Origin of the sequence: Rickettsia akari str. Hartford (assembly GCF_000018205.1) — a bacterium.
Classification (GTDB): domain Bacteria; phylum Pseudomonadota; class Alphaproteobacteria; order Rickettsiales; family Rickettsiaceae; genus Rickettsia; species Rickettsia akari.
The window spans coordinates 255,952-280,439 of the sequence record NC_009881.1; the positions used below are offsets into that span (position 1 = coordinate 255,952).

The window sequence follows — 24,488 nt, forward strand, 5'->3', positions numbered from 1 at the left end:
ACTAATTATTATAATTTTCTTTCACAAAAGCGAAATTAACTGTTATTAATATAAAAAATCAATTTTAATCTAGTATATGCGTTCTTTATTTGTAGTAATTATATTCTTTCTAATGAGTAGTTGTAATTTAAAACCGGTATATAGTGAAAAATACAGTAGAAATAATGATTTAGAAGCTATTAAAGTTGAACCGATTAGAACAATTGAAGGAGCTGAGTTTTATCATCGTTTAACTAGTATTTTACCTCAGAAAGCAAAAGCAAAATACTTGCTTAAAGCAGAGCTTATCGCAACAACTATGCCTGCTACGATTGAAAAAAACACCAATGTTTTAATGGAATATATTAATAAATTAGTTAGGTATAAATTAATTGATATAGAAAGCCAAAAGGTTTTAATTGCAGAGAAGTTTTACCAAAACACGTCATATAATGCTCTTTTTACACCATATGCCACAAATGTTGAAGGAGATGAAACAGGAATAGACTTAGCATATCAAGCAGCAGAAGAAATTCGTAGCAGATTAATTTTATATTTTACACGAAAATAGTTAAGCTATGAAATTTTATTTTTCACAAATAGGTAGATTATTTGCACTAATAAAAGCCGGAAAGATTAGAGCGCTTTTACTATATGGTCCTGATAAAGGGTATATAGAAAAAATTTGTAAGCACTTAGTAAAAAGCTTAAATATGCTACAAACTTGTATAGAATACGCAGATCTTAATATTTCATCTGTAGAAATATTACTTAATTCGCCTAATTTTTTTGGTCAAAAAGAATTAATTAAAATTAGATCAATTGGGAATTCACTCGATAATAATTTAAAAACAATTCTAAGCAGTGATTATATAAATTTTCCTGTATTTATAGGGGAAGAAATTACTGCAAGTGGAAGCATTAGAAAGTTTTTTGAAACAGAAGAATATTTAGCAGCAGTTGCTTGTTATCATGACGATGAAGCAAAAATTGAACGGATTATTTTAGATAAAGTAGAAAAAACTAATAAAGTTATAAGTAAAGAAGCTATCACTTATTTAAAAGCTCATTTAAAAGGTGATCATGATTTAATTTGTAGCGAAATAAATAAATTGATATATTTTGTTCATGACGCACGCGAAATTACTTTAAACGATGTTCTAAAAGTTATAAGTAGCGAAATTACGGCAAACGGCAGTGATTTAGCAATGTATTTTTCAAAAAAAGATTATAGTAATTTTCTGCAAGAGCTGGAAATATTAAAAAAACAAAATATCAATGAAGTGTTAATTATTAGAGCCTTAATAAGGCATTATTTAAATTTATATATAGTTTTGTTGAAAGTAAAAAACGGTGTGCGTTTGGAACTCGCAATAAAATCATTATCTCCACCGATTTTTTATCAATATATTAATGATTTTACAAAGATAGCAACCAGTCTTAGTCTAACTGAATGTTTAGAGACTTTAAAACTGTTACAACAAGCGGAGGTGGATTATAAATTAAATCCTGCTGGTTTTGATTTACTTCAGAAAGTTATTGATGTCATTCCCGCGTAGGCGGGACTCCGGAAAACACAACTTTAATATTGATTATAAAATTATATTTTTGATAAAATAAACATATAAAAACTAAATTTTTTATATGTTCTAATGGATTCCTGCTTTTGAGGGAGTGACATAAACGAGCCATGCAACAACGCATATATAATGCAGAGATGCATAAATTATTTAAAAGGAAAATATAAGTAGCAAATGTATGCCCAAGCCTGATTTTTCTGACCCTGACAAACAAATTCACGAAATAATTAGAGTTAATCATGCTGGAGAGTATGGGGCAAAGAGAATTTGTCAAGGACAACTAAAATATATCACATCTCAAAATGATCATACATTAATTAAAGAAATGCTTGATCACGAAGAGGTACATCTAAATTATTTTGAAAAAAAATTACTAGAAAAAGAAGTAAGACCCACGTTTTTATTATTTTTTTGGCATCATTGCGGATTTTTACTGGGTGCTTTATCTTCCTTGATTGGAATAAAAACGGCGATGCTTGTTACCGAGAGTGTCGAAGAAGTAATAGAAAAACATTATGAACAGCAAATAAATTATTTAGAAAATAAAAATGTTGAGCAGGAATTATTAAATAATATTATTAAATTTCGACTTGATGAAATTAAACATAAAAATATTGCTATAATGAATGATAGTACTGAGGCAATATTTGCAGAAATAACTAGTAAAATAGTGAAGATAATTTGTCATATCTCTATAATTTTAAGTCAGAAAATTTAGAGTTAACAGCCTGATTAGTTGAAAAATCTAGAAATATTTTACTTCTAAGATCTTAAGAAGAGCATACAAAAACATTAATAATATTATTAGAAATGCTGATGAAAATAAAAACTTTTTTCTAAATTTTTCTTTATTTTTTGCATTTGTATTTTTTAGAATCAATAAATCTTTATTTTTATTAAACATAAGCTAATACTACTCGCAAATCCTTTATTTTATTTATGCCTAACCCTAATTTAGAATGAATAAATAAAGGTGCCAAGGGTTAAGCTCCGTTGCTGTTAGACAACAACCTCCATTATACTTCATGATTTTACTCACTCATAATAATAGACAACTGGCATAACTTAATATTAAGTTTTGACAGACTTGTCCTGCAACAATGGAGCTTAAACATTACTAGCGGTCTATATATTAGTTGAATAATATATAGAGTCAAGCAATTTAGTTGTCATGAATAATAAATATAATCTGTTTCTAGAATTTGCTTTTACATCAATAATAATTTATATTCATTGATATACTAGGATAGAACTTGAAAAATTTGCTATCTCGTTTTTGTAAGTCATCGAATACTGAATGTTTATTATACGCTCCGCTCCTCGACTTATAGACTCATTACTCTCTTTTTCAAGTGGATCTTCGTATATCTATTCGTAAGTATAATGAGAAAATGATAAAATATGAATCCAAATTCACATCCTATGACTAAATCACACTTATTCCATATAGTAGACCCAAGCCCTTGGCCCGTCCTAACCTCTTTTGCTTTACTTCTTTTGGTTATAGGCGGCGTCTCGTTCATGCATGGCTACAAATTTGATATATATATTTTATCTGCAGGAGTTATTTCATTATGTTACTGTTTATATTCTTGGTGGAGAGATGTAGTGAAAGAAGGAATAATCGAACATCAGCATACTAGTCCTGTTAGAAAAGGTTTACAAATAGGTATGGCGTTATTTATTTTAACAGAAATAGTATTTTTTGGTGTATTTTTTGCTTCTTTTTTTAAATCAAGTCTATCACCCGTAGGTATTTTGGACGGTGTATGGGTTGTAAAGCAGGGAATTTGGCCTCCACCTACAATTAAAACTTTTGATCCATTTGATATTCCTTTTATCAATACTTTAATACTACTCTTATCGGGTACTACCGTTACTTGGGCTCACTATGCATTAGAAGAAAAAAACCAAAAAGATTGCGTAACTGCACTTGCTCTAACCATATTGCTTGGAATATTTTTTACAACTATGCAAGCATATGAATATTATCATGCGGCGTTTAAATTCACTGATGGTATATATGCTTCTAATTTTTATTTAGCCACGGGTTTTCATGGAGTTCATGTAATTATAGGTACTATATTTCTAATAGTTTGCTACTTTAGAGCAAAAAGAGGAGACTTTACTACAGAAGGTAATGGACATTTAGGATTTGAATTTACTGCATGGTACTGGCATTTTGTGGACGTGGTTTGGTTATTTTTATTTACGTTTGTTTATATATTTGGAAGCTAAATTATACTATATGTGATTATAATGTTACTTAAAATCAGTGTTTTTAAAATATTTTTGCATCTTAATTAAGATTGCATGTATTTAGGAGTTGATTTATATGTAAATAAATTATACATTATCTTTTGAATGCTAATTATTTTATTGAGGTAAAACATATGAACTTTCCTATTCGTAAATTAAACGAAGAATTAGTCGATTATAATCTATCATTACGCATACTATTTACTATTTTAAGCGTGGCTATTATTATGGTAGCTTTTGATAGCTTAGGTAGTAGTGTCGGCGATCCTGTAGGTGATGCATTGTGTAAGTTAATTAAAGTATTCAGAGGCAATACTGCGAAAGGTATAGCTGTTGTCGGTATAATTGTGCTTGGCATTCAAACATTAAGAGGCAAATTGCAGTGGGAAGTAGCGTTAGTAGTAGTTACTGCAATCATTATATTGTTTAAAGCTCCGGATATTGTTAATATGGTATCAAGTGATAGTAATAGCTCGAATTGTGGTGTTTCCTAATACGATAATAAAAGTTATTATATCTTTAAAAATACCCATAAGTTTCGGCTTATGGGTATTTTTAAGTGACGTTGTCACATAGACTAAACATATTGCCCGTGTGGATACCAAGTCGTCATTGCTAGGAGGCATTGTTGAGTGGATACTGATGTAATTCCTGTGAAAGCAGGAATCCAGCATAAAACGAGATAAATCGAACTTGTGGTTTTACACATTTTCTGTATTTATACTTTTTTCTGGATTCTCGCTTTTAGCTAAGAATGATATAAAGAGCATTTATCGGTCCACGCAACAGTCTTTACTTAAATAAAAGCCCTAATCTATTACCTATAGCAATATCAATATATTTTGCTGTAACAGGGATCCCTTCAATATTCATTTCTAGGTATATTGCTTGTTTTGCAGGGATGTTTGTTTGTAGTTTTGTAATTGATGCATATTCATCTAAAGCTTGATGATTACTATCCATGACTCTAACTTTGATTATAGGATCAGAAATTAAATAATCAGACTGATTAGATACTTTATAAAATATCTTCATACCGCCTATATAGCGAGATTTTCCTAAATTAATTTCTTCTATCTTTAATTGATCATAGTTACCTAAAAATTCAAAACTATCTATTAGTAATATCACTAAACCAAAAATTATAAAGCTAGTCCATAATATTGGAAATATATTATATTTTTTCTTATTAGGAATATACGGTAAAATAACTGGCACATTAGCATTATAATGATTTTTAATAGTTTCCGTGTTGACTTTATCTTTAAAATCGTTTAACGTGGCAGTGTTGTTGTCTAGTTTTTGATACCAAGAATGGCTACATTTGGAGCATTTTACTCGTCGGCCGTTAATACCTATTTGATTGCTTGTAACAATAAATCTTGTTTGGCAATTTGGGCAAGTAATATACATAGTTAATTATAATTATTATGTTTGACTGCATATGCATATGATAGCCTTATTTATTATTTTTTGCAATAAAACAGTGAAAAGATATGTCATCTCTTATTAAAGAAATTGAAGAAGCTTGGCAAATTAAGGGCCAACTTCTTCAAGATTCTTCAAAGCTTATAATGTTAAAAAAAACACTTAATGATGTTATAGCAAGCTTAAATCAAGGTGCAATTCGTGTTTGTGAAAAGAAAGAAAATAGTTGGGAAGTTAATGAATGGGTAAAGAAAGCTATATTGCTATATTTTATCACTACAGAATCACAACTGTATAATAACAATTATAATAGTTGGTATGACAAAGTTGCTCCTAAATTTTCTGTGGATACTGATGAAAATATATTCAAAGAAGCAGCTATACGTAAAGTTCCCGGAGCTGTTGTCAGAACCGGTACTTATATAGCTAAAAATGTTGTAATTATGCCTTCTTTCATTAATATAGGTGCTTATATAGATGAGGGAACAATGATTGATACATGGGCTACTATCGGCTCATGTGCTCAAATCGGTAAGCATTGCCATATTTCAGGTGGTACAGGAATAGGAGGGGTGCTTGAACCTCTACAAGCAAAGCCCGTGATCATTGAAGATAATTGTTTTATCGGTGCAAGATCGGAAATAGCAGAAGGGGTAATAGTAGAAGAAGGAGCAGTAATTAGTATGGGAGTGTTTATCGGTAGCTCTACAAAAATAATATACAGAGATACAGGTGAAATTATTTATGGTAGAATTCCGGCTTATTCTGTTGTAGTTCCAGGAGTATTACCTGCTAAGGAAGCAGGCAAGCCTGGGCTTTACTGCGCCGTCATCATAAAGCAAGTCGATAAAACTACTAGATCTAAAGTAAGTATTAATGATTTGTTAAGGTGATGGTCCACTGTCACCTAGTTCGTTTGACCAGCGTTGTTGCATGGCTCAAGAAAAGTACTCGGTGTCATTCCTGCGGAAGCAGGAATCCAGCATAAAGCGAGATAAATCAAGCTTTTAATTCCAAAAATTTGCTGTATTTATACTTTTTTTGGATGCCTGCTTTCGCAGGAATGACATAAGAACCATGCAACAAGACCAGCTTGACTTGACCATAGGATGATAAAGAGGAATAATAAGTAGCTCAACACTAGTAAACTGTCACGGATCAATAATATCGACTATTATATCTTTAAAATACTCCTGTCTTTGTTGTTGTTATGAAGTATCTGTTTGTGAAATTGAATTATTATTGGGGTTTCCTAAGAAAATATTGTATGCCGTAAGTACTGAATTTTGTTGTTTTTGAGGATCATGTAAAACGCCGTCTGCTTTAAAATATGATTCTGCAGCGTCTGTTTCCTGTTATTTTTGAAAGTGAAGTGCGTTTCCTTGGTCCATATATTAAATCATATTTTTTATAGGCTTGTCAGCCTTATCTATAAGACTTCTAATATAGAGTCTAATTTATTATTATTTCTATAAAATATGATAGCTGAATCTTCACGTCCTAAGTTAAATAGCATATCACTGATTTTATCATACATTTCTTTAAGCTCTTTATTATATGTTAGGCTGCATTATAATTAGCTAAAGCTCCATTATAATCTGATTCTTCGCTTAATATATCGCCTATTTTAGAGTGGCAGCTAGTGATAGTTTGCATTACTACCGTCTTGTCAGGATATTTACTTAAGCACTTTATGGCTTCTTGATAATATTGCACCGGTTGATTACTTTCAGGTTTTATATTTTTTATAGAAGATAGATAGTTATTTTGTACAAATAAATCACATATTTTAATTAAGGAATTATAACACTTATTGGATTGAGAGCATGTTGTAGATAGCATTTCTTAAAATAATGATAATTCTTTAATGTGTAGGTTTAATACATATCGGTAGGCTTGAATAAGCGGCTTATTATCCATGAATTCATCAATAGAGTCTAAAATTTGAAATATTGCCTCTATAAGGTTATTATCGTGTTTGTTTGATATAATAGTTTGAAGTTCCGATAATTGTGTTAATCCCTCAAAATAAGAAAGAGTTTTTTATAGCTGGATATTTTATTGAAGAACTTGGTCAATATGGTTTTAACATACTCATCATAGTTATTATTATCTGAAAATTTTACACAGCTAAGAGATGTAGATATATTAAAATCTTTGAAAATTGATTGGATAGTATTAGTTATATATTATACATTTATCTGTATTTGTATATATAAATTTTCTATAAGACTGTCTTGTTCCTTTAGAAATGAACTTAGATTCTTTAGCTCTAAATTTTGTACTATTGCTATCTCTTCTAGAGATTTTAGTTCTAGGGTGATCTTTATTGCTTAATCTTGAGAAGTAGGTTTATAGAAAAATTTTATATTAGAGGATGCTAATATATCTTTGTTAATATCAATGCTATTTTGTAACATTAATATAATGTTTTCATGATGTTGGGTTATTACATATGTAAAATTTCCTCTTAATTTTTTGTATTCTTCTAAATGGAAAAACTTTTTAAAGTCTTTTATGATCCTGTTAAAGATATTAGGGGATTTTACAGTCTCTTCTTTTGCTACTATGATAAATTTTAATTTATCGGTCATTTGAACTAGCTTTTTAATGAAAAATACATTGATTAACTCTTGAACTGGATCTGGTATTCCGTTTGAGTATTACCAAAATACTTTTTCTGCAATTTCAAATTTTTGGGGCTAATATATAGCTGGTTCATATTTATGATTAATTTCCGGCGTTGTTTCAAAATCAAATAATTTATCAAAGGTAAATTCTTCACCGTTTTCGATAATTTTGAGGTTGTTTTCAAGAGCATTTAAAAATGTGTTTTTTCGCTATAAGGTAATCCTATTACTTACTGTAGCTTTTGATGTTTTTCATGCTTGTATTCGTGAATAATTAACTTCAGTCAATCAATTTAGAATATTTTCTTTTTTAAAGAATCAAGAGCAGTTTCTTCTTATGTTAAAGATTTAATATCAAGTTCTGTGGGCATTGTAGATTTCATATATAACCACTAATTTATTCTTTAATATAAATTTTTATACTGTCGTTTTCTCCGCTATCACTGATAGCTCTAATAATAAATTCACCGGTTTTTGCTTTCCATATTACAGGTTCGTTTGATTTTGCGGTTGCTATTAATTCATTATCTACAAACCAAAAAATGTTATTGGTTTTATTATCGCTAATCGCACTAAAAGTAATATTATCACTATCTTTAATTGAATGTATGGAATTTCTTAACGGATATATAATTTTAGGTTTCTGATGATGCCAATTTATCAACCTATTGCAATGGTTTGTGGGTATCGGTTTCGGTAATATATGTATTCCTGCTTTTTGGTAAACCGAAATCATATCTGCCGGCCATAAATTTACGGTTTTATATTCTGTTTGTCCTTGAATAAAGTGGCAAGCAGGCATACCGGTTTTTAAATCTATCAACATTTTTCTATAAATACCGGATTGTTTTATCGGTGATTTGCCTTTAATAAATAAGGATTCTGCTTTAAGTGGACACATATCGTTATCGATATCTCCCGTATCTGCACAAACTTTTACTTTAGTAATATTTAGTTTATTAATTTTTGAAAGGATTAAATCCTTATCTTTATTTGGCTCGGCTATTGATTCTATAATATTAAAGAATAAAGGGGCCGCAGAAATATTACCTGTAAATGTTCCGTGAGTTTGCCCTTTGAAATCTCCAACCCAAACGGCAAGTACGTATTTGCTGAATATTCCTATACTCAGTGCGTCTCTAAATGAGCTAGAAGTACCTGTTTTCCAATAAATCGGTAAGTTATGCTTTGTATTGTTATAGGTAATAGGACGAGTTGTATCTTTTATAATATCAAGAGTTAAATAGCTTGCTTCGGGGGATATCATTGTTGTTGCGAGCATTTGCTCGGAGCGTGGCAATCTAGTAGAGTTTGTATTATTTTGTTCTAGAGTGCCGCGCCCTCGTTGTGCTTCTCCGTGTAATGACGTAGAAAGCATTTTCCTAAGCGGTTTATAAGTACCGAAATTAGCAAGCATAGCATAAAGAGTAGTTAACTCTTCAAGAGTAATTTCTGCTGTGCCGAGTACTATAGATAAGCCGTAATGTTCAGGTTTTTGTAAGCCACTAATTTTTGCTTGTTGTAAGAACTCATAAAAATTCGGATTTTTTAACTTAGACGCCAGAAATATTACAGGTACGTTGCGGCTCCTTATTAATGATTCTCTGACACTTAATCCTCCTGTAAATCTGCTATCAAAATTTTCCGGTTTATAATGATCGTAGTAAGTAGGTGTATCCTTTAGTAAAGTTAACGGATGTATTAGCGATTGATCAAAACTAAGTGCATAGACAAATGGTTTTAAAGCGGAGCCTGGAGATCGATGGCTTTTAGTGCCGTTAATCTGTCCGCAAATATCGTTATTAAAAAAATCACCTGAACCAACGCTTGCAAGCACTTCCATAGTAGTAAAATCAATAAGAATTACGGAAGCATTATTAATGCCGTATTTTTTCAGGTTATTAATATATAGCTGCACCTGCTTTTCTATAGTAGTTTGCAAATTCTTATCTATAGTAGTACGTATAATAGGACTATCATTATTTGCCAGGATATCTAAAGTGAAATGCGGTGCTATAAAAGGAAGATTTTTATTTTGATTAAATTTAATCGGCAAACTAATTAACTTATTATAAATAATATCTTGTGGGTGAGTAGTTAGCCACTCAGTAAATAGATATTTACGCGCTTGAAAAATATTCATATCATTCCCGCCTCTTTTAAGAGGATTTTGTGGGATTACTGCAAGGCTTAGAATATCGAGCAAATTTAAATCTTTTAGGTCACGATTGAAATAAATATAACTGCTGGCTGTTATCCCTTCAATATTACTACCGTAAGGCACTAGGTTTAGATAAGCTTCTAGGATTTCATTTTTTGAATAATGTAGCTCTACATGAATAGCTTTAATGATTTGATGGATTTTACCAAGAATAGTAGAAGAGTTTATCCCATATCTTAAACGTGCTATTTGCATTGTTATAGTAGAGCCGCCTATTTTACGATTATTCTGTAAATAAGTATAATAAAAAGCTTTGGCTAAAGAAATTGGGTTAATGCCGCAATGTTTATAAAAATGCCTATCTTCATATAACAATACTGCTTCTATAAAACTTGCTGGTATTTCACGTATAGGAGTGAATATTCTATATTTATCGTCTTTAGAAAGCGAAATACGCATTAACTCGCCGCTTCGGTCAAATACTCTTTGTGAGAAGCTTATGTCTTTAAGCAATGGAGCAGGAGGAATAGCAAAATATAATATTATAATGCCGCTGATTGTAATAAAAAGTAATTTGGTTTTGATAGTCAAAGTATATACCTTATAGTTTAATGTCATTCCCGCGTAGGCGGGAAAGCCAGTAAAGTATATAAAAAACTTATTTTTATATACTTATTTTATCAAATATGTAACTTCTACATCAATAGTGCAGTTATTTTTATGAATTACCGCCTACGCTGGAATGACATAACACTCCGAAGCTTAATAATATCACCCTACATGCAATAACCATTATAAAGCATTTTAAAAATAATGAACATTTTAATAATATAGCTTGCATGTATAGAAGTAATATTATATTGTACACCACAAGACATTAACAAATTAACTAACTACTAACAAAAATTAAACATTACGATTATTATAAATATTAAATTATCATATAAAATCTACGTCACTACCCCGCATTATAACACATCAATATAAATTTCTTGATATAATATTTTTTTTCGTGTTAAATTATTTTTAACAATTACTTATTACTTAAATATTAATATCCTTAAGTAATTATTAATATTTATTCAATGAGAATTAGATATTATGACAAAAAATATAAATTCTAAACTTACCAAATTATTCTTACTTAGCTGTGCTAATGCGGCTATTATGACAGCTATGCCTATAAATGAAGATATAACTATTGCTGATATTTTAACTAAAAATGCATCATATACAGCTTTAACTGGACAAGCTCAGTGTGAAGGTATAAAAAATTTGGTAGCGAATGTAAATTTTAAAACAGTTTTAGAACCAGATCGTAGAGTATTACAAGAAATTGTTATAAGAGATTTTGATACTCACAATACCAACTTAGGAGATATATTGCTCTTAGAGCAGAAAAAGATGCCTTAATAAAAGGTATTGATGATGCTCCAAGAGAAAGTAGTTAGAAATAACAGAATCGGATGTCCAATGGTGGGGAATGCCAGCTCATGAACCTGCAGCAAGGAATCTAGAGGTTGGTGCATGGTTTAATAAACCTAAAACTGCGATTGAAGAAAATGAAATTTGAAACACTATCTTAAAAGATAATTATTTAGTTGGTAAATTAAAAGAATATTATAATTTATTTACAGAATTTGAGAAAAATAAATGAGCAATACAAAAAGAGAGAAATGAATAAAAAGCAGAATTAGCTAAACAAAAATAAGCAAGAAGACAACAAAAAGAAGCGGATTTATTAGCAGCAGAGTAAGTAAATTTTAATGGATTAACTGAAGCAGAAAAACAACAATATGAAGCTGATAAAGAAGCAAAAGCAACATATGCATTACTAATGAAAGATCAAGAGCTGAATCAAGGAGCTAGAGCTATAGTAGCTAATGAAGATTTGTTTGCTAATTTATTAAATGACGAAGAGCAGAAAGCTATAGGATTAGATTGGGTCTTTAAAAATGTGCATGAATCTATGCAAAAACTGATTACTAAAGAAAAAGTAAAAACGGCAACCTTATTAGCATTAGAAAAAATAGCACCGGTTATTGATAGAATAGAGTTTATAAATACGAAATCTGAAATTTTAGTAGAAGGTTTGCTAAATAATCAAGGCAAAGATATTGTTAATAAATTCAATGATTTATCCTTTAGTGATTAAATCAATTTAATAGTTAATAAATCTTTTAATAACAAAATTAATACAGTAGAACCTCAAACCTTAACTGAAATTAACTATGTTGATTTAAAAGCAATTGAAAAAAACCGAAAGTAAGTGTAAACCAATTAATGAATTTCTATAACATATTAGCTGTAACTAAAGCAAATTTAATGGATAGCACGACTGACTTAGCGTTAACACGAATTTCAGAAAATGAAATAACTGATCAAATACAAAAAGCTTTTAGTAAAGTATTATCGTCTGAGCAAGATAGAAATGCAAATCGTATCACAACTTTATATGATAAAAAAGTTATATGGACTTTAGTAAGTAGCATTAATTCTAAGAATTTACTAAAAAAGTTTGATGAATTGAAAAATCAAAATCGTATTGCTGATTTAGATGGTATTAAATATGCTATAGATAAGCTTAAAAAATCTGAAAATAATTGAGATGATAGAAGAAAGGAAGTTAGAGCAGCAACAGCTCATGTAGTTGTGGTTGTACCTGGTGCAGTTCAGGAAATTGAGTCAGACATAGAGAAGAAAATTTAAAGTTTAATGTGGATCGCACGAGCAGAAGCAGTGGTAGCTCATAATAACGGTAGACAAACTGCAGCAGCTGAGCAAATGAGACTCAAAGCCTAAACTCCAAAAGTAATTAATAAAGTTTTAGCACCTGCACTAAGCAAATCTGAAATAGATAAAGCAATGGTAGATAACGGCAATTGCGATGAAGAAACTTTAGGCAGAATAACTAAAGAAGTCGCAAGAGTTTTGGATCATGAGTATCAAGGCGATAAAATGCACTTTTTATAAATATGGAAAATATGTTAAATGAGCAATATATAATTCTATTCATGATATTATCACGCAAATGAACCGCAATGTTATATCGCATAGAATGTTCTCTAGTGCTGCTGGTGATGAAGATGAAAGAGTGTCAGATCATGATATTTTGGTTGCAAGTACTATTGCAATCGGTACATATAAGAATAATAATTATAGCGTTGCAATCTTATTAAGTTATAATCATCTTATGAATGGCGGTATTACTCTTACTCCAAATCTTGGGATCAGATACGGTTGCTTCGAAAGACGGCACCTCCCAAGAAAGTAATGTAGGTATTCAGCATTTGAGTATTGTTTCTAAAAAGCAGCATTTATGCAGCGGTATTTTAGGCGGTAGTGTAGCTTGAGCACCGGCAAATAGCTGAAGGTTTTAGTGTTATGCCTGCACTTCAAGCTTCTGTAGAATATTACTTTAATAATAAGAGTAAAACGCTTAATGCTAAAGTACAATTGCAAGATAAAGAAATTAATGAAACTATCGCATTACTAAAACAGCCTAAAGTCTTTTATCTCGTGTGGTATTGTTGCGTGGATACCTAATCGTCATTGCGAGGAGCGAAGCGACGCGTTAGTCTAGTCAAAAATTCTGTAAATCAGAAATTTTGACTGGATTGCTGCGTCGAATTACTACGTAATTCTTCTCTCAATGACGGGAAAGAAGGTCCGCGCAACAATGTATTGCGGGAATGACGTAAGAACCATAAATAATACTTATTACTCGTCTCTTACTACTAAAACTGATATATCTGAATGACGGACGATTTTAGAAGCATTAGGTCCAAGCATATAATCTTTTAATTGTAGTCTTACTGCAGAGATTATTATTAAATCGGCTTTAATTTCATTAGAGTGCTTAATTATTTCATCATAAACAGCACCGCTAGCTATATAATAATCTGTTTCAATTTCATCAGGAATATATTGTTTGATCAGTTCTTTGATTTGAGTCCGATACTTTGCTTTTTTCTCGGTTCTCCAATTTTGAGGTAAATAATCTTCAAACATTTTCGTACCGAATTCAGGAATTACATACATAAAATGTAATTTTGCTTGAAAGTGCGTTGCAAGCATTAAAGCCTTAGAAAGAATACCTTTTATAGATTTTTTATCATTTAAATCTATAGGTATAAGTATATTTTTAAATATAGTATTTTCAGACATAAGATATTGTTAGTTTTTATTTCTTACTGAAGCATGTTTTGGTAGAACAAAATTTTTAGTATCCGCAAAATAGTGAAGATCGAGGTTATTTAATAAGTAATTAGAAAGTTTAAAATTTGCTACGTTTCTATGAAAAGCTCCGATAAATTTATCTAAAATATCACGATTCGCCTCATCTCTAGTTACTAGAATTGCCGATACTTTTACTGTAGTTTGATCATCGGTAATCCCTGGATATAAGCCCTTGTGAAGTATAGCTTTATGAAACGCTCTATTTTGTTTTATTAATTCTGCTATTTTATCATTTTCAACTGAAACGAAATCCACTTCACACTTATTAGCTATTAAATTTACTAAGTGGTTAGAGTGGCCAACCATCATTATTATAGCATCTATTTCCTTATTACAGAATTTATCAATAGAATCTTCATAATTAATGTGTAGCTCTTCCGGTTCTTTAGAAAATTTATATAAAGAACGTATAGCATCATAGGTAATATTACTACTGGCAAATGCCGGACCGTTAGTTATTTTTTTTCCGTCAATATCAGCAAAAACTTTTATTTTATCCTCATCTTTTACAATAACCGTAAAAAACTCATCATGTAGATTAAGTACCTGACGTAAATTTTGCATTTTTTCTTGATCGTGATAATAACCTATGCCTTCATATGCTTCTACTGCAATATTAGCTTGCACTAGAGCTAAATCAATTTTGCCTTGTTGTAATAATTTTAAATTTTCTATACTGCCGTTTGTTGCAATAACTTCGCATTTAATATGTTCATTATTTTTAGTATCATTTGTAATAGTCTTGCATAAATCAAGTCCAATAGCATAATATCCTTTTAAAATAGAGCCGGTACCGATTTTAATGACTTTTGGAGCAGCATAAATATTACTGCAAATAAGAAATAGGCTAATAATAGTAGCGAGTCTAAAATTATTCATAAAACTAATTTGGATTATTTTCGGTGTTTTGGGCTTCTTTATGTTTACCAAGTTTTAGTTCTAGTAAATTAATAGAACCGATATTGATTCCTTTGTCTGAAAACTCAATATCAAACTTAGCTTTTTCTATATTGTTATAAGCCGAATTTGCATCATTTTGATCTGTATTTAATTGCTCGTTGGAAGTTTGATTAATTGCTTTAGCAATAATTGTTTTAATTATTTGCTTAGAAAAAATAATATTATTCGGTAATAATTTATCAACTATGGAATTATAATTTTCCAGCTCAAAATATAATTTTCCTTTCGGTAATTTATTGGCAAAGAATTGTAAAGCACCGTTTAAATTAACTTTATAATCATTATCACAAGTAAAAATAAATCTTTCTATATTAAAATTTTGTAAAATAGCTGCATCTTCTTCATCTTCAGCAAATTTTACAGAAGCAGCAATATCTAAATTAGCATTTTTAAAATTTAAAATATCTTTTTCTGAATAATAATTCATATTTAAGAATAAGGATATACTTTCCTCACTTGCTAGATGCTGTTTTTTGATCAGAAATGCTAAATCATTAATTTTAAAGACTTTTTGATTATCTTTAAATATCGATAATGCTTTATTATTTAACTGAATTGATTTTAATATTTCTTTTAAATTATCATCTTTTGATATTTTATATAAAGGTTTATTAAATTTTCCTATACCATTTATGTCATCATCGCTGCGTATATTATAGGTAAATGTTTTATCGCCGTAATTATCGACTTCTTTAATAAAAGGACCGAAATTAAGAGCGGCTCTTTTAGTACTAAAAGCTATATTCAGGACAATATTTTTGCATGTAAATTCTTTAGAATTTACATGATCAATGAATTTTACTTTAGGATCAGTTATTGTAATTTTCCAATTAAACGGATAGCCTGAAAACTTAATCGCATTATAAGATATCTTACGATTATCGGATCCAGAATTTTTAATTAAACTTACAACGTTATTTTTTATAGTATATGCAGTGGAAAACCATACTGTAGTAAAGGCTAAAAACACAAAAAGAAGTATTTTACGTATCACTTTTTTAATCCATTATAATTTTATATTACGAGTAGCAGAAGGAAGGCGTACTTTTATTCCGTCTAACGCTTCGGTTAAAATAATTTGACATCCCAATCTAGAAGTATCGGTAAGACCGAAGGCTAAGTCAAGCATATCTTCCTCTGCTTCCGTAGGTTTTTTTAATTTGTTGTAAAATTCGTCTTCTAAAATAACGTGACAAGTAGCACAAGCAAGCGATCCTTCACAAGCTCCTTCAAGATCTAGATCATTACTATGGGCAATTTCTAAAATAGAAAGCCCTATCGGTGCTTCTACTGTTTTTTCTTCTCCATCATTTATAATAAATGTTACTTTTATTTTTCCTGACATTCTGCTTATTTTTCCTTATCTAAATTAGTTCGATGATATATAATATTTTATATAACTGAGATTATTGAATTTGATTGATATTTTTGCCTTTTAGTACACCATTAATTATTATATTAAGATTTGTATCCATAGATTTATTTATTTTGGATTTAAACTCTTTAATAGAATTATTAATTAAGATCCGATCTCTAGCTTTTGCAGCTGCTTTTATATTATCTAATAAAGAATTAATTACAGATATCTCACTTTCCGATAATAAAGTTGTTAATTCTGCCATAGCACCCTCTATGCTAGAGATTAAAGCCTCTGCTTCAATTATTGCTTCTTGTAATAATCTTGTAGTATAATCTATTTGAGCATTTTTATAAGCATTTTCTAACATAATATCAATCTCTGTGTTATCAATACCGTGATTTGGTTTTACTTCTATAGTATGTGATGTATTGCTGATTTTCTCATAAGCAGAAACGGATAATATACCGTCTGCATCAATAGCAAAAGTCACTTCAGCTCTAATGTTTCCTGCTTTCATAGGAGGAAGTCCCTTTAACTCAAATCTGGCTAAACTGCGGCAATCGACAGCCATTTCACGTTCACCTTGCAATATATGAAATTGTATACCGGTTTGATTATCGGCATAAGTCGTAAATTCTTTTACTACCGCAATAGGAATCGGAGTATTACGCATAATGATTTTTTCAACTATACCTCCATATAATTCCATACCCAGCGATAAAGGTACTACATCAATCAATAATGAATTTGTATGTGGTGCTATTAAATTGTCTGCTTGTAATGCAGCTCCCCATACAACTGCTTTATCAGGATCAATATCTGATAGAATATCTACTTTAAATGCTTTATATAATTCGTCTTTTATTAAAGGAATGCGTGTTACACCTCCTACTAAAATAACTCCGTCTATATTTGGATTTCCTGCTTGTGCTAAACATTCTTGAGCTATATTGATAGTGTATTCTACTAAAGGTAAAATTAATTGTTCTAATATTTGCCTATTAATTGATATATTATCATTATTAAAACTATCTTTGTATGTTAAAGTTTCTTTTGCTTTTTTTGCAAGTTGTAAAGTATCGATAGAATTAGGTAAATCAAATTTATTACAAAGATATTGTGTAATTACTACATCTATATCGTCGCCACCAAGCATATTATCGCCGCTTGTTGCTATAACTTGAAAAATACCTTCTTGTATATTAAGAATAGATACGTCAAAAGTGCCGCCGCCTAGGTCATATACTAAATAACAACCTTTTTGGTTGTTATTTAAGCCGTAAGCATAGGCAGCTGCAGTAGGTTCGGCAATGAGCCTTAATACTTCAAAACCTGCTATTTTAGCAGCAAGCATTACTTCGCCTCTTGCTGCATCGTTAAAATGTGCAGGTACGGTTATAACTGCTTTAGTTATGTGAGTCTTTAATTGCTCTTCTGCTTGATTTTTTAGGTAAATAAAAACTTCTGCTGCAATTTCACAAATCCTTATCCTTCTATTGGCAAAATTTAGCTTAAGCTCATTACTATTTACGTCTAAATAATCTTTAACTAACGAAAAAAGTGCTGGAGTATTCAGAATTTCTTTTAATGTTTTACCGAATAGTCTTTTAATAGACCGGAGTCCTTTATTATTACCTATAGTAAAATTGTTACTTGTAAAATCTATAGTAGTTGGGGTTATTTCTTTATCATCTATAGATTTAATAACTTTAACTTTTCTATCAGTTGCAATAGCTATTAATGAGTTAGTAGTACCAAAATCGATACCGACTGCGATTTGCTGTTTTTGCTTAAAATCAGTTTGCTCCGGTTCCCTAATTTCTATTATTTGCATGATTTTATTTTTTTTTGCAATTTATGCAGCAACGTCCCAATATATTTAAGCTTGCTAGTTTTTATAGTTGCGTCTGATAGATTTTGTTCTTTGAAAGCTTGTTTTAAAGAATCAATTTCTTGCTTTTGCATTAATTCATACTTATCTTTTATTTTTTCTAAATCACTAAATAAGGTAGTATTTTCGATTATTTCCATTTCATTCCAAAATATGCTTAATTCTAGCGGCGAAAGTACACTACGTGTTTTTTCGTCATTTAAATTTATATTTTGTAAAAGCAGCATATATTCAGCGCGCTTTAAGGCATTTTTAAGAGTAGAGTAAGCATTATTTAATTCAGCCGCAGTAATTAGATTATGTTCCTTTTCCTGCAAAGTTTTTGCTTTATCGGGATGATATTTTACCTGCATAGCAAAATATTGCTTTTCTAATATCTTTAAATCAATATCATAATCTTGTGGAAGTCCTAATAATTGAAAATAATTTTGCACTTTAAAATTCTATATTATTTTAGGTTTTATTGTATGGCTCATTTATGTCACGCCTGCGAAAGCTGGAATGACATAATCCATGCAGCGATATCAATTTTTTAAATTAAGCTAGTATACATTAAAAATTAAAAAAATACAATTATGGAAGTAGACCTATTACATTTTGAAAAAAAATATCATAACTATATTGTAGCAGGTATAGATGAAGCAGGTAGAGGACCCCTAGCAGGTCCGGTGGTCGCAAGTGCCGTTATAATAGATAACGCTAATATTATACATGGCATTAAGGATTCTAAAAAGCTTTCTAAAAAGAAAAGAGCATTACTATATGAGCAAATAACTAGTAATTATGTTTGGGCAGTTGCTATTATTACCCACACCGAAATTGATAAGATCAATATATTAGAGGCAACTAAAAAAGCTTGTTCTATTGCTGCAGCAAATCTTAATGTTAAGCCTGAAATAGTTTTAGTTGACGGTAATATGCAGTTTAGTGATGAAAGATTTATCAGTATAGTTAACGGTGATAATTTATCGTTATCAATTGCAGCAGCTTCTATTATCGCAAAAGTTACTAGGGATCGTTTGATGCTAGAATTAAGTGCTAAATTTCCACAATATTTATGGCACAAAAATTCCGGTTACGGTACCAAAGAGCATCTAGAAGCTATTAATAAATACGGCTTATCACCGTATCATAGAAAAAGCTTTAAGTGTTGTTAATGTGCGTTGTTGTATGGATAGAAAAACCTTCTGGGGGTCATCCCGTGGCTTGACCACGGGATCCAGAAAAAAGCGAAATAAATCGAGCTTTTAGTTTTAAGAAATTGTTATATTTATATTTTTTACTGGATCCCGTGGTCAAGCCACGGGATGACAATCGGTTTTAGCTTAACTCACGTGCTGCCGCTTCTAGAGTTTTTAGCTGATCTCGAAGTTTTGCGGCTTGTTCAAATTCAAGATTACTTGCGGCTTTAAGCATTTCTTTGTTTAGTTTGTTGATATTAGCTTTTAACTTAGCAGTGTTATCAAATAAAGTATGAGCTTGTTTTGTATCACACTTACTATCGACTCTTTCAAGTGTTGCTAAAGCGTGAATAGCACGGTTGATAGTCTTTGGAATTATGCCGTGTTTTTCATTATATTCCTGCTGAATTTGTCTTCTACGCAACGTTTCACTAAGAGCTTTATCGATCGATTTAGTCATTTTATCGGCATAAAGTATGACTCTGCCCTCACTATTTCTTGCAGCTCTTCCGATCGTTTGTATTAACGATACTTCCGACCGTAAAAATCCCTCTTTATCTGCATCAAGTATAGCAACTAAGCCGCATTCAGGGATATCAAGCCCCTCTCTTAATAGATTAATACCGACTAAAATATCGATAGTACCTTGTCTTAAATCTTGTAAAATCTCGATGCGTTCTAGAGTATGCACGTTAGAATGCAAGTAGGAAGTTTTATATTTTAGTTCCTGCAAATAGGCGGTTAAATCTTCAGCCATTTTTTTAGTTAAGGTGGTGACTAAGACACGTAAGCCTTTAGCGACAGTGGCTTGAATTTCGCTAATTAAATCCTCAACCTGTTTGGTGGCCGGCTTTATAATACATTCAGGATCAAGCAGTCCCGTAGGTCTGATAATCAGCTCTACTACAGTGCCTCCGGTTTCTTCTAACTCGAACGGTCCCGGGGTTGCCGATACAAAAACGGTTTGCGGTCTAAATTTTTCCCATTCTTCAAATTTTAAAGGTCTGTTATCAAGAGCAGAAGGCAGACGAAACCCATGCTCTACCAATACTTCTTTCCTTGCTCGATCGCTGTTATACATCGCTTTAATTTGTGGTACGGATACGTGGCTTTCATCAACAAATAATAACGCATCTTTCGGCAAGTATTCGAATAATGTCGGTGGTGGCTCACCGGCATTACGACCGGTAAAGAATCTTGAATAATTTTCAACGCCTTTACAGCTGCCTGTTTCCGTTAACATTTCAAGATCATATTGAGTACGTTGATTTAGCCTTTGAGTTTCAAGCAGTTTATTTTGCGACTTTAAGAACTCTAAGCGTTTTTGTAATTCTTCCTCAATACCTGATATGGCATTATTGACCGTATCTTGTGGCATCACAAAGTGTGAATGACCAAAGACTATAGCTTTATCAAGCTTAGCAAGTTTTTCACCTGTTAGTGGGTCAAATTCGTGGATATATTCGAGTTCATTACTGAAAAACGATAAACGCCAAGCTTTATCACTATAATGTGAGGGGAAAATATCAATGTTGTCGCCTTTAACCCTAAAGCAGCCACGCTCAAACCCCATATCGTTACGTTTATATTGTAGATTTATCAAATCATTTAGTAGTTTATCACGAGGGTAGCTTTTACCAGGTTCTAGATTAACGGTCATTTGGTAATATAGATCAGGAGAGCCAAGTCCGTAAATACAGGAAACGGAAGCAACTACTATAACATCACGACGCTCTAATAACGATCTTGTAGCAGAATGACGCATTAAATCAATGTGTTCATTAATTGATGAATCTTTTTCGATAAAAGTATCGGTGCGTGCTATATAAGCTTCGGGTTGGTAGTAATCATAATATGAGACAAAATATTCAACGGCGTTCTTTGGAAAAATCGACTTCATTTCTGAATAAATTTGAGCAGCTAAAGTTTTATTATGTGCCATTATAAGAGTAGGGCGATTAGTTCTCTCTATAATATTTGCCATAGTAAATGTTTTGCCTGACCCCGTAATACCAAGCAACATTTGTGAGCGTTTTTTACTATTTAATCCTGCTATAATTTCATCTATTGCTTTTGGTTGATCGCCTGCCGGTTTATATTCTGAGATAAGAGAAAAATGATTCATACATTTTTACTTGCTTAAAAAACTATAGTTTAAGATAATATATTAAAACCTAACAAAAAAATATAACATTATGAATAAAGCTATATTACACACAATTATTATTTATACTCTCGTGAGTTGTCCTTATTGCATAAAAGCTAAAGCATTGCTTGATGAGCAAAATATTGCTTATGAGGAAATTGAAGTAAGTAATTTGACTCAGGCAGAGAAAGAAAAATTTATTAAGAAATCCGGTGGTAAAGGAACTGTTCCACAGATATTTATAGATAATATGCATGTTGGCGGGTGTGATGATTTATTTGATCTTGAAAAAGAGGGGAGGCTAGATAAGTTGCTGGAAGGGCAACCGAAGAAGAGTATTTAAAATGTCATCCCGCGGCTTGACCGCGGGATCCAAAACAATATACAAGCAACTTGTGTTATAAAATGAAAGAATATTACGTTTATATACTTTCTAATAAATGTAATGGTACGTTGTATGTTGGTGTGACTTCTAATAATTATAAGGCGTATTTGGCAACATCAACAGAAGTTCACAAAAAGTTTTACCACAAAATACGATATAGATAAATTAGTTTGAGCAGTTTAATGATATAAACCTTGCAATTGGTTGTGAAAAACGTTTAAAAGAATATAAAAAAAATGTGAGTTTAATTTAATTAATTCTAGTAATCCTGATTTGAAGGATTTACACGAAGAATTTTTAAAGTAAATTTTTGGATACCGCGATCAAGTCGCGGTATGACACTGAATAACAATGCCTAACCACAACAACCACAAAAATTCATTCTATCTACTTCTGCCCTATTTATGGTCGAAAGGTTTTGATATACGCCTGTGTATTGTTGCCTATCTTATCTGTCGAGTCATAGCTAAAGTAATAAATATTTTAGTTCCGATTGTTTATAAATATATAATAGACGATCTAAATAAAAATTTTGCTCCTTCTGGTATTATCGGTATTATTATTGCATATGGCGGAACAAAAATACTTGTTCAAATTTTCAGTGAATTACGAAATATTTTTTTCTCAAAAGTAGGGCATCAAGCAACCCGCTGAGTTGCTCTAAATGTCTTTAAGCACATGCATAATTTAAGTATGCGTTTTTACATTACTAGAAAAACAGGTGGCTTAAGTATGTCAATAGAGAGTTGTACTAAAGGTATTGAAATGGTGATAAGGTTGTCGTTATTTAATATCGTTCCAACAGGTGTAGAAATAATACGTGTAAGCGGGATCTTGTGGTATGTGTATGGTATTTAGTTTGCCGTGACTATCTTAATAACCATGATAGTTTATGTTTGTTATACTTTCAAAATCAGTACTTGGCACATTTCTGTTGCATGAGCAATGAACCACAGCGACAACACAGCCAATAATAGAGCGAGCGATAGTTTACTGAATTTTGAGACTGTAAAATATTGCGGAAATGAAGAATATGAGGCACAGAAATTTGATGCAGCAATGCAAATTTATGAAAAAGTTTCAACTAAAACCACTAACAGTTTATCGATTTTAAATGTAGGGTAGGCTGTTATTATCTCGCTTGGTCTTGTGGCTTTAATGATACTTTCAGTAAATGCTGTTCATAAGAATAAAATGACCGTCGGTGATTTAATTATGATTAATACTTACCTGTTCCAGTTATCAATTCCGCTTTCAATGCGCGGCTTTGCTTATAGAGAGATTAAAAGTGCTTTAATCAGCATGGAAGATATGTTTAAGCTGTTAGATATACCGGCAGAAGTACAAGATGCGGTAGATGCTAAGGAGATAATTATCTAAGAAGGTGAAGTGAGTTTCGAGAATGTTAGATTCGCTTATAATCAGGAACGTCTGATTTTGCATAATATAAGCTTTACGATTAAGAGCAGTAAAACACTCGCAGTAGTCGGTAGTAGCGGTGCAGGTAAATCGACTATATCACGCTTGTTGTTCAGATTGTACGATATCAACAGTGGTAGCATTACTATAGATAATCAAGATATACGCGAAGTCACGCAACGAACGCTACGTAAATCTATCGTAATTGTCCCGCAAGAGACGGTATTGTTTAATGAGATGATATATTAGAATATCGCATACGGTAATAATGCAGCACGCTATGACGAAGTTATAGCAGCCTCAAAAAATGCTCATATTCATAAGTTTATTAGCACGCTACCCGAAGGTTGTGAGATGCAGGTAGGAGAGCGAGGTTTGAAGCTTTCGGGCGGTGAAAAACAGCGTATTGTAATCGCAAGAACGTTACTCAAAAATCCGTCACTATATGTTTTTGATGAAGCAACAAATTCGCTTGATACTAAAACCGACAAGCTAATTCAAGCAAGTCTTAAAGAGATCTTAGCCCACCATACTACTCTTAATCATTGCTCATAGACTATCCACTATTATAGATACAGACGAGATTATTGTTTTAGATAACGTCTATATAGTTGAACGAGGCAAGCATAAAATCTTACTCCGGCACAAAGGCTATTACGCTGAACTTTGGTATAAATATCAGGAAGAAGAACATTCTTAAAATTTATCATTATATCACCTATAAGTTTTATTAAGTGGTTTGGTCACACCGGCTCAATGTTATTCCCGCGGAAGCGGGAATCCAGAAAAAGTATAAAATACAACAAATTTTTGAAATTAAAAGTTCGATTTATCTCGCTTTATGCTGGATTTCTGCTTTCGCAGGAATTA

Annotated in this window: 23 protein-coding genes and 2 pseudogenes; 14 read left to right on the forward strand and 11 right to left on the reverse strand. The window is 31.3% G+C overall.

What is annotated here, in order from left to right; genetic code table 11:
• Nucleotides 1-76: 76 nt before the first annotated feature.
• The 5 genes from A1C_RS01230 to A1C_RS01250 all read left to right on the forward strand — a co-directional run bounded on the left by A1C_RS01230 (nt 77) and on the right by A1C_RS01250 (nt 4,312).
• Nucleotides 77-550 carry a hypothetical protein gene (locus A1C_RS01230; protein WP_012013458.1) on the forward strand — a complete coding sequence of 158 codons (474 nt, stop codon included), beginning with the start codon at nt 77-79 and terminating at the stop codon, nt 548-550.
• A gap of 7 nt (nt 551-557) precedes the next feature.
• Nucleotides 558-1,538, forward strand: a complete 981-nt coding sequence (gene holA / locus A1C_RS01235; protein WP_012013459.1) for a DNA polymerase III subunit delta — start codon at nt 558-560, stop codon at nt 1,536-1,538.
• Between the two features lie 199 nt (nt 1,539-1,737).
• Nucleotides 1,738-2,277 (forward strand): demethoxyubiquinone hydroxylase family protein, encoded by a 540-nt coding sequence (locus tag A1C_RS01240; protein ID WP_012013460.1) that lies wholly within the window; start codon nt 1,738-1,740, stop codon nt 2,275-2,277.
• A 683-nt stretch (nt 2,278-2,960) separates the two neighbouring features.
• Nucleotides 2,961-3,797, forward strand: a complete 837-nt coding sequence (locus A1C_RS01245; protein ID WP_012013462.1) for a cytochrome c oxidase subunit 3 — start codon at nt 2,961-2,963, stop codon at nt 3,795-3,797.
• Nucleotides 3,798-3,952: 155 nt separating this feature from the next.
• Nucleotides 3,953-4,312, forward strand: a complete 360-nt coding sequence (locus A1C_RS01250) for a TrbC/VirB2 family type IV secretion system protein (RefSeq protein WP_012013463.1) — start codon at nt 3,953-3,955, stop codon at nt 4,310-4,312.
• A 298-nt stretch (nt 4,313-4,610) separates the two neighbouring features.
• On the opposite strand, the gene A1C_RS01255 is transcribed toward A1C_RS01250, so the two are convergent.
• Complete coding sequence (locus A1C_RS01255; RefSeq protein ID WP_012013464.1) at nt 4,611-5,231, reverse strand: MJ0042-type zinc finger domain-containing protein; 621 nt, start codon at nt 5,229-5,231, stop codon at nt 4,611-4,613.
• Nucleotides 5,232-5,314: 83 nt separating this feature from the next.
• Between A1C_RS01255 and dapD the strand changes: the two genes are divergently transcribed.
• On the forward strand, nt 5,315-6,139 hold the full coding sequence (gene dapD / locus A1C_RS01260; protein ID WP_012013465.1) for a 2,3,4,5-tetrahydropyridine-2,6-dicarboxylate N-succinyltransferase: 825 nt from the start codon (nt 5,315-5,317) through the stop codon (nt 6,137-6,139).
• A gap of 667 nt (nt 6,140-6,806) precedes the next feature.
• On the opposite strand, the gene A1C_RS01265 is transcribed toward dapD, so the two are convergent.
• From A1C_RS01265 to pbpC, 3 genes and pseudogenes are all read right to left on the reverse strand, one after another.
• Nucleotides 6,807-7,088, reverse strand: coding sequence for a hypothetical protein (locus A1C_RS01265; RefSeq protein WP_012013467.1), 282 nt, complete (start codon nt 7,086-7,088; stop codon nt 6,807-6,809).
• A gap of 538 nt (nt 7,089-7,626) precedes the next feature.
• Nucleotides 7,627-7,840 (reverse strand): annotated as a pseudogene (locus tag A1C_RS08005) (hypothetical protein).
• 433 nt (nt 7,841-8,273) lie between these two features.
• Nucleotides 8,274-10,628 carry a penicillin-binding protein 1C gene (pbpC, locus tag A1C_RS01275; RefSeq protein ID WP_012013470.1) on the reverse strand — a complete coding sequence of 785 codons (2,355 nt, stop codon included), beginning with the start codon at nt 10,626-10,628 and terminating at the stop codon, nt 8,274-8,276.
• Nucleotides 10,629-11,138: 510 nt separating this feature from the next.
• Between pbpC and A1C_RS08010 the strand changes: the two genes are divergently transcribed.
• The 5 genes from A1C_RS08010 (at nt 11,139) to A1C_RS07605 (ending at nt 13,583) form a co-directional block, all read left to right on the forward strand.
• Nucleotides 11,139-11,450: a hypothetical protein gene (locus tag A1C_RS08010; RefSeq protein ID WP_012013471.1), complete on the forward strand. Its 312-nt coding sequence runs from the start codon at nt 11,139-11,141 to the stop codon at nt 11,448-11,450.
• Between the two features lie 424 nt (nt 11,451-11,874).
• Nucleotides 11,875-12,192, forward strand: coding sequence for a hypothetical protein (locus tag A1C_RS01285; protein ID WP_012013473.1), 318 nt, complete (start codon nt 11,875-11,877; stop codon nt 12,190-12,192).
• Nucleotides 12,193-12,320: 128 nt separating this feature from the next.
• The gene (locus A1C_RS01290; protein WP_012013474.1) at nt 12,321-12,644 is read left to right on the forward strand and encodes a hypothetical protein; all 324 of its coding nucleotides are present in this window, start codon (nt 12,321-12,323) and stop codon (nt 12,642-12,644) included.
• Nucleotides 12,645-13,068: 424 nt separating this feature from the next.
• Nucleotides 13,069-13,311, forward strand: a complete 243-nt coding sequence (locus tag A1C_RS07600; protein WP_232279059.1) for a hypothetical protein — start codon at nt 13,069-13,071, stop codon at nt 13,309-13,311.
• Between the two features lie 110 nt (nt 13,312-13,421).
• The gene (locus A1C_RS07605; protein WP_012149242.1) at nt 13,422-13,583 is read left to right on the forward strand and encodes a hypothetical protein; all 162 of its coding nucleotides are present in this window, start codon (nt 13,422-13,424) and stop codon (nt 13,581-13,583) included.
• A 174-nt stretch (nt 13,584-13,757) separates the two neighbouring features.
• Here A1C_RS07605 and A1C_RS01300 read toward each other — a convergent pair whose 3' ends face one another.
• The 6 genes from A1C_RS01300 to hscB all read right to left on the reverse strand — a co-directional run bounded on the left by A1C_RS01300 (nt 13,758) and on the right by hscB (nt 18,921).
• A complete protein-coding gene (locus A1C_RS01300) occupies nt 13,758-14,204 on the reverse strand; it encodes a universal stress protein (protein WP_012149243.1) in 447 nt (148 codons plus the stop codon).
• Between the two features lie 9 nt (nt 14,205-14,213).
• On the reverse strand, nt 14,214-15,155 hold the full coding sequence (locus A1C_RS01305) for a TAXI family TRAP transporter solute-binding subunit (protein ID WP_012149244.1): 942 nt from the start codon (nt 15,153-15,155) through the stop codon (nt 14,214-14,216).
• Nucleotides 15,156-15,159: 4 nt separating this feature from the next.
• Nucleotides 15,160-16,230 (reverse strand): RP198 family tick cell line-upregulated protein, encoded by a 1,071-nt coding sequence (locus A1C_RS01310; protein ID WP_012149245.1) that lies wholly within the window; start codon nt 16,228-16,230, stop codon nt 15,160-15,162.
• 12 nt (nt 16,231-16,242) lie between these two features.
• The gene (locus A1C_RS01315; RefSeq protein ID WP_012149246.1) at nt 16,243-16,581 is read right to left on the reverse strand and encodes a ferredoxin family 2Fe-2S iron-sulfur cluster binding protein; all 339 of its coding nucleotides are present in this window, start codon (nt 16,579-16,581) and stop codon (nt 16,243-16,245) included.
• A gap of 61 nt (nt 16,582-16,642) precedes the next feature.
• Nucleotides 16,643-18,430 carry a Fe-S protein assembly chaperone HscA gene (gene hscA / locus A1C_RS01320; protein WP_012149247.1) on the reverse strand — a complete coding sequence of 596 codons (1,788 nt, stop codon included), beginning with the start codon at nt 18,428-18,430 and terminating at the stop codon, nt 16,643-16,645.
• Nucleotides 18,421-18,921 carry a Fe-S protein assembly co-chaperone HscB gene (gene hscB / locus A1C_RS01325; RefSeq protein WP_012149248.1) on the reverse strand — a complete coding sequence of 167 codons (501 nt, stop codon included), beginning with the start codon at nt 18,919-18,921 and terminating at the stop codon, nt 18,421-18,423. The genes hscA and hscB overlap by 10 nt, the downstream gene beginning before the upstream one ends.
• Nucleotides 18,922-19,062: 141 nt before the next feature.
• Here hscB and A1C_RS01330 point away from each other — a divergent pair, with 141 nt between their 5' ends.
• Nucleotides 19,063-19,644 carry a ribonuclease HII gene (locus A1C_RS01330; RefSeq protein ID WP_012149249.1) on the forward strand — a complete coding sequence of 194 codons (582 nt, stop codon included), beginning with the start codon at nt 19,063-19,065 and terminating at the stop codon, nt 19,642-19,644.
• Nucleotides 19,645-19,807: 163 nt separating this feature from the next.
• Here A1C_RS01330 and uvrB read toward each other — a convergent pair whose 3' ends face one another.
• Complete coding sequence (gene uvrB, locus A1C_RS01335; protein WP_012149250.1) at nt 19,808-21,793, reverse strand: excinuclease ABC subunit UvrB; 1,986 nt, start codon at nt 21,791-21,793, stop codon at nt 19,808-19,810.
• 70 nt (nt 21,794-21,863) lie between these two features.
• Here uvrB and grxC point away from each other — a divergent pair, with 70 nt between their 5' ends.
• On the forward strand, nt 21,864-22,157 hold the full coding sequence (gene grxC, locus A1C_RS01340) for a glutaredoxin 3 (RefSeq protein WP_012149251.1): 294 nt from the start codon (nt 21,864-21,866) through the stop codon (nt 22,155-22,157).
• A gap of 393 nt (nt 22,158-22,550) precedes the next feature.
• A pseudogene (locus A1C_RS01345) lies at nt 22,551-24,318 on the forward strand (ABCB family ABC transporter ATP-binding protein/permease).
• Nucleotides 24,319-24,488 lie beyond the last annotated feature (170 nt).

Bases quoted from the DNA above. Each gene is read 5' to 3' on its own strand.
- A1C_RS01230 (WP_012013458.1), top strand. From the start codon at position 77: ATGCGTTCTTTATTTGTAGTAATTATATTCTTTCTAATGAGTAGTTGT.
- holA (WP_012013459.1), top strand. From the start codon at position 558: ATGAAATTTTATTTTTCACAAATAGGTAGATTATTTGCACTAATAAAA.
- A1C_RS01240 (WP_012013460.1), top strand. From the start codon at position 1,738: ATGCCCAAGCCTGATTTTTCTGACCCTGACAAACAAATTCACGAAATA.
- A1C_RS01245 (WP_012013462.1), top strand. From the start codon at position 2,961: ATGAATCCAAATTCACATCCTATGACTAAATCACACTTATTCCATATA.
- A1C_RS01250 (WP_012013463.1), top strand. From the start codon at position 3,953: ATGAACTTTCCTATTCGTAAATTAAACGAAGAATTAGTCGATTATAAT.
- A1C_RS01255 (WP_012013464.1), bottom strand. From the start codon at position 5,231: ATGTATATTACTTGCCCAAATTGCCAAACAAGATTTATTGTTACAAGC.
- dapD (WP_012013465.1), top strand. From the start codon at position 5,315: ATGTCATCTCTTATTAAAGAAATTGAAGAAGCTTGGCAAATTAAGGGC.
- A1C_RS01265 (WP_012013467.1), bottom strand. From the start codon at position 7,088: ATGCTATCTACAACATGCTCTCAATCCAATAAGTGTTATAATTCCTTA.
- A1C_RS08010 (WP_012013471.1), top strand. From the start codon at position 11,139: ATGACAAAAAATATAAATTCTAAACTTACCAAATTATTCTTACTTAGC.
- A1C_RS01285 (WP_012013473.1), top strand. From the start codon at position 11,875: ATGAAAGATCAAGAGCTGAATCAAGGAGCTAGAGCTATAGTAGCTAAT.
- A1C_RS01290 (WP_012013474.1), top strand. From the start codon at position 12,321: ATGAATTTCTATAACATATTAGCTGTAACTAAAGCAAATTTAATGGAT.
- A1C_RS07600 (WP_232279059.1), top strand. From the start codon at position 13,069: ATGAACCGCAATGTTATATCGCATAGAATGTTCTCTAGTGCTGCTGGT.
- A1C_RS07605 (WP_012149242.1), top strand. From the start codon at position 13,422: ATGCCTGCACTTCAAGCTTCTGTAGAATATTACTTTAATAATAAGAGT.
- A1C_RS01300 (WP_012149243.1), bottom strand. From the start codon at position 14,204: ATGTCTGAAAATACTATATTTAAAAATATACTTATACCTATAGATTTA.
- A1C_RS01305 (WP_012149244.1), bottom strand. From the start codon at position 15,155: ATGAATAATTTTAGACTCGCTACTATTATTAGCCTATTTCTTATTTGC.
- A1C_RS01315 (WP_012149246.1), bottom strand. From the start codon at position 16,581: ATGTCAGGAAAAATAAAAGTAACATTTATTATAAATGATGGAGAAGAA.
- hscA (WP_012149247.1), bottom strand. From the start codon at position 18,430: ATGCAAATAATAGAAATTAGGGAACCGGAGCAAACTGATTTTAAGCAA.
- A1C_RS01330 (WP_012149249.1), top strand. From the start codon at position 19,063: ATGGAAGTAGACCTATTACATTTTGAAAAAAAATATCATAACTATATT.
- uvrB (WP_012149250.1), bottom strand. From the start codon at position 21,793: ATGAATCATTTTTCTCTTATCTCAGAATATAAACCGGCAGGCGATCAA.
- grxC (WP_012149251.1), top strand. From the start codon at position 21,864: ATGAATAAAGCTATATTACACACAATTATTATTTATACTCTCGTGAGT.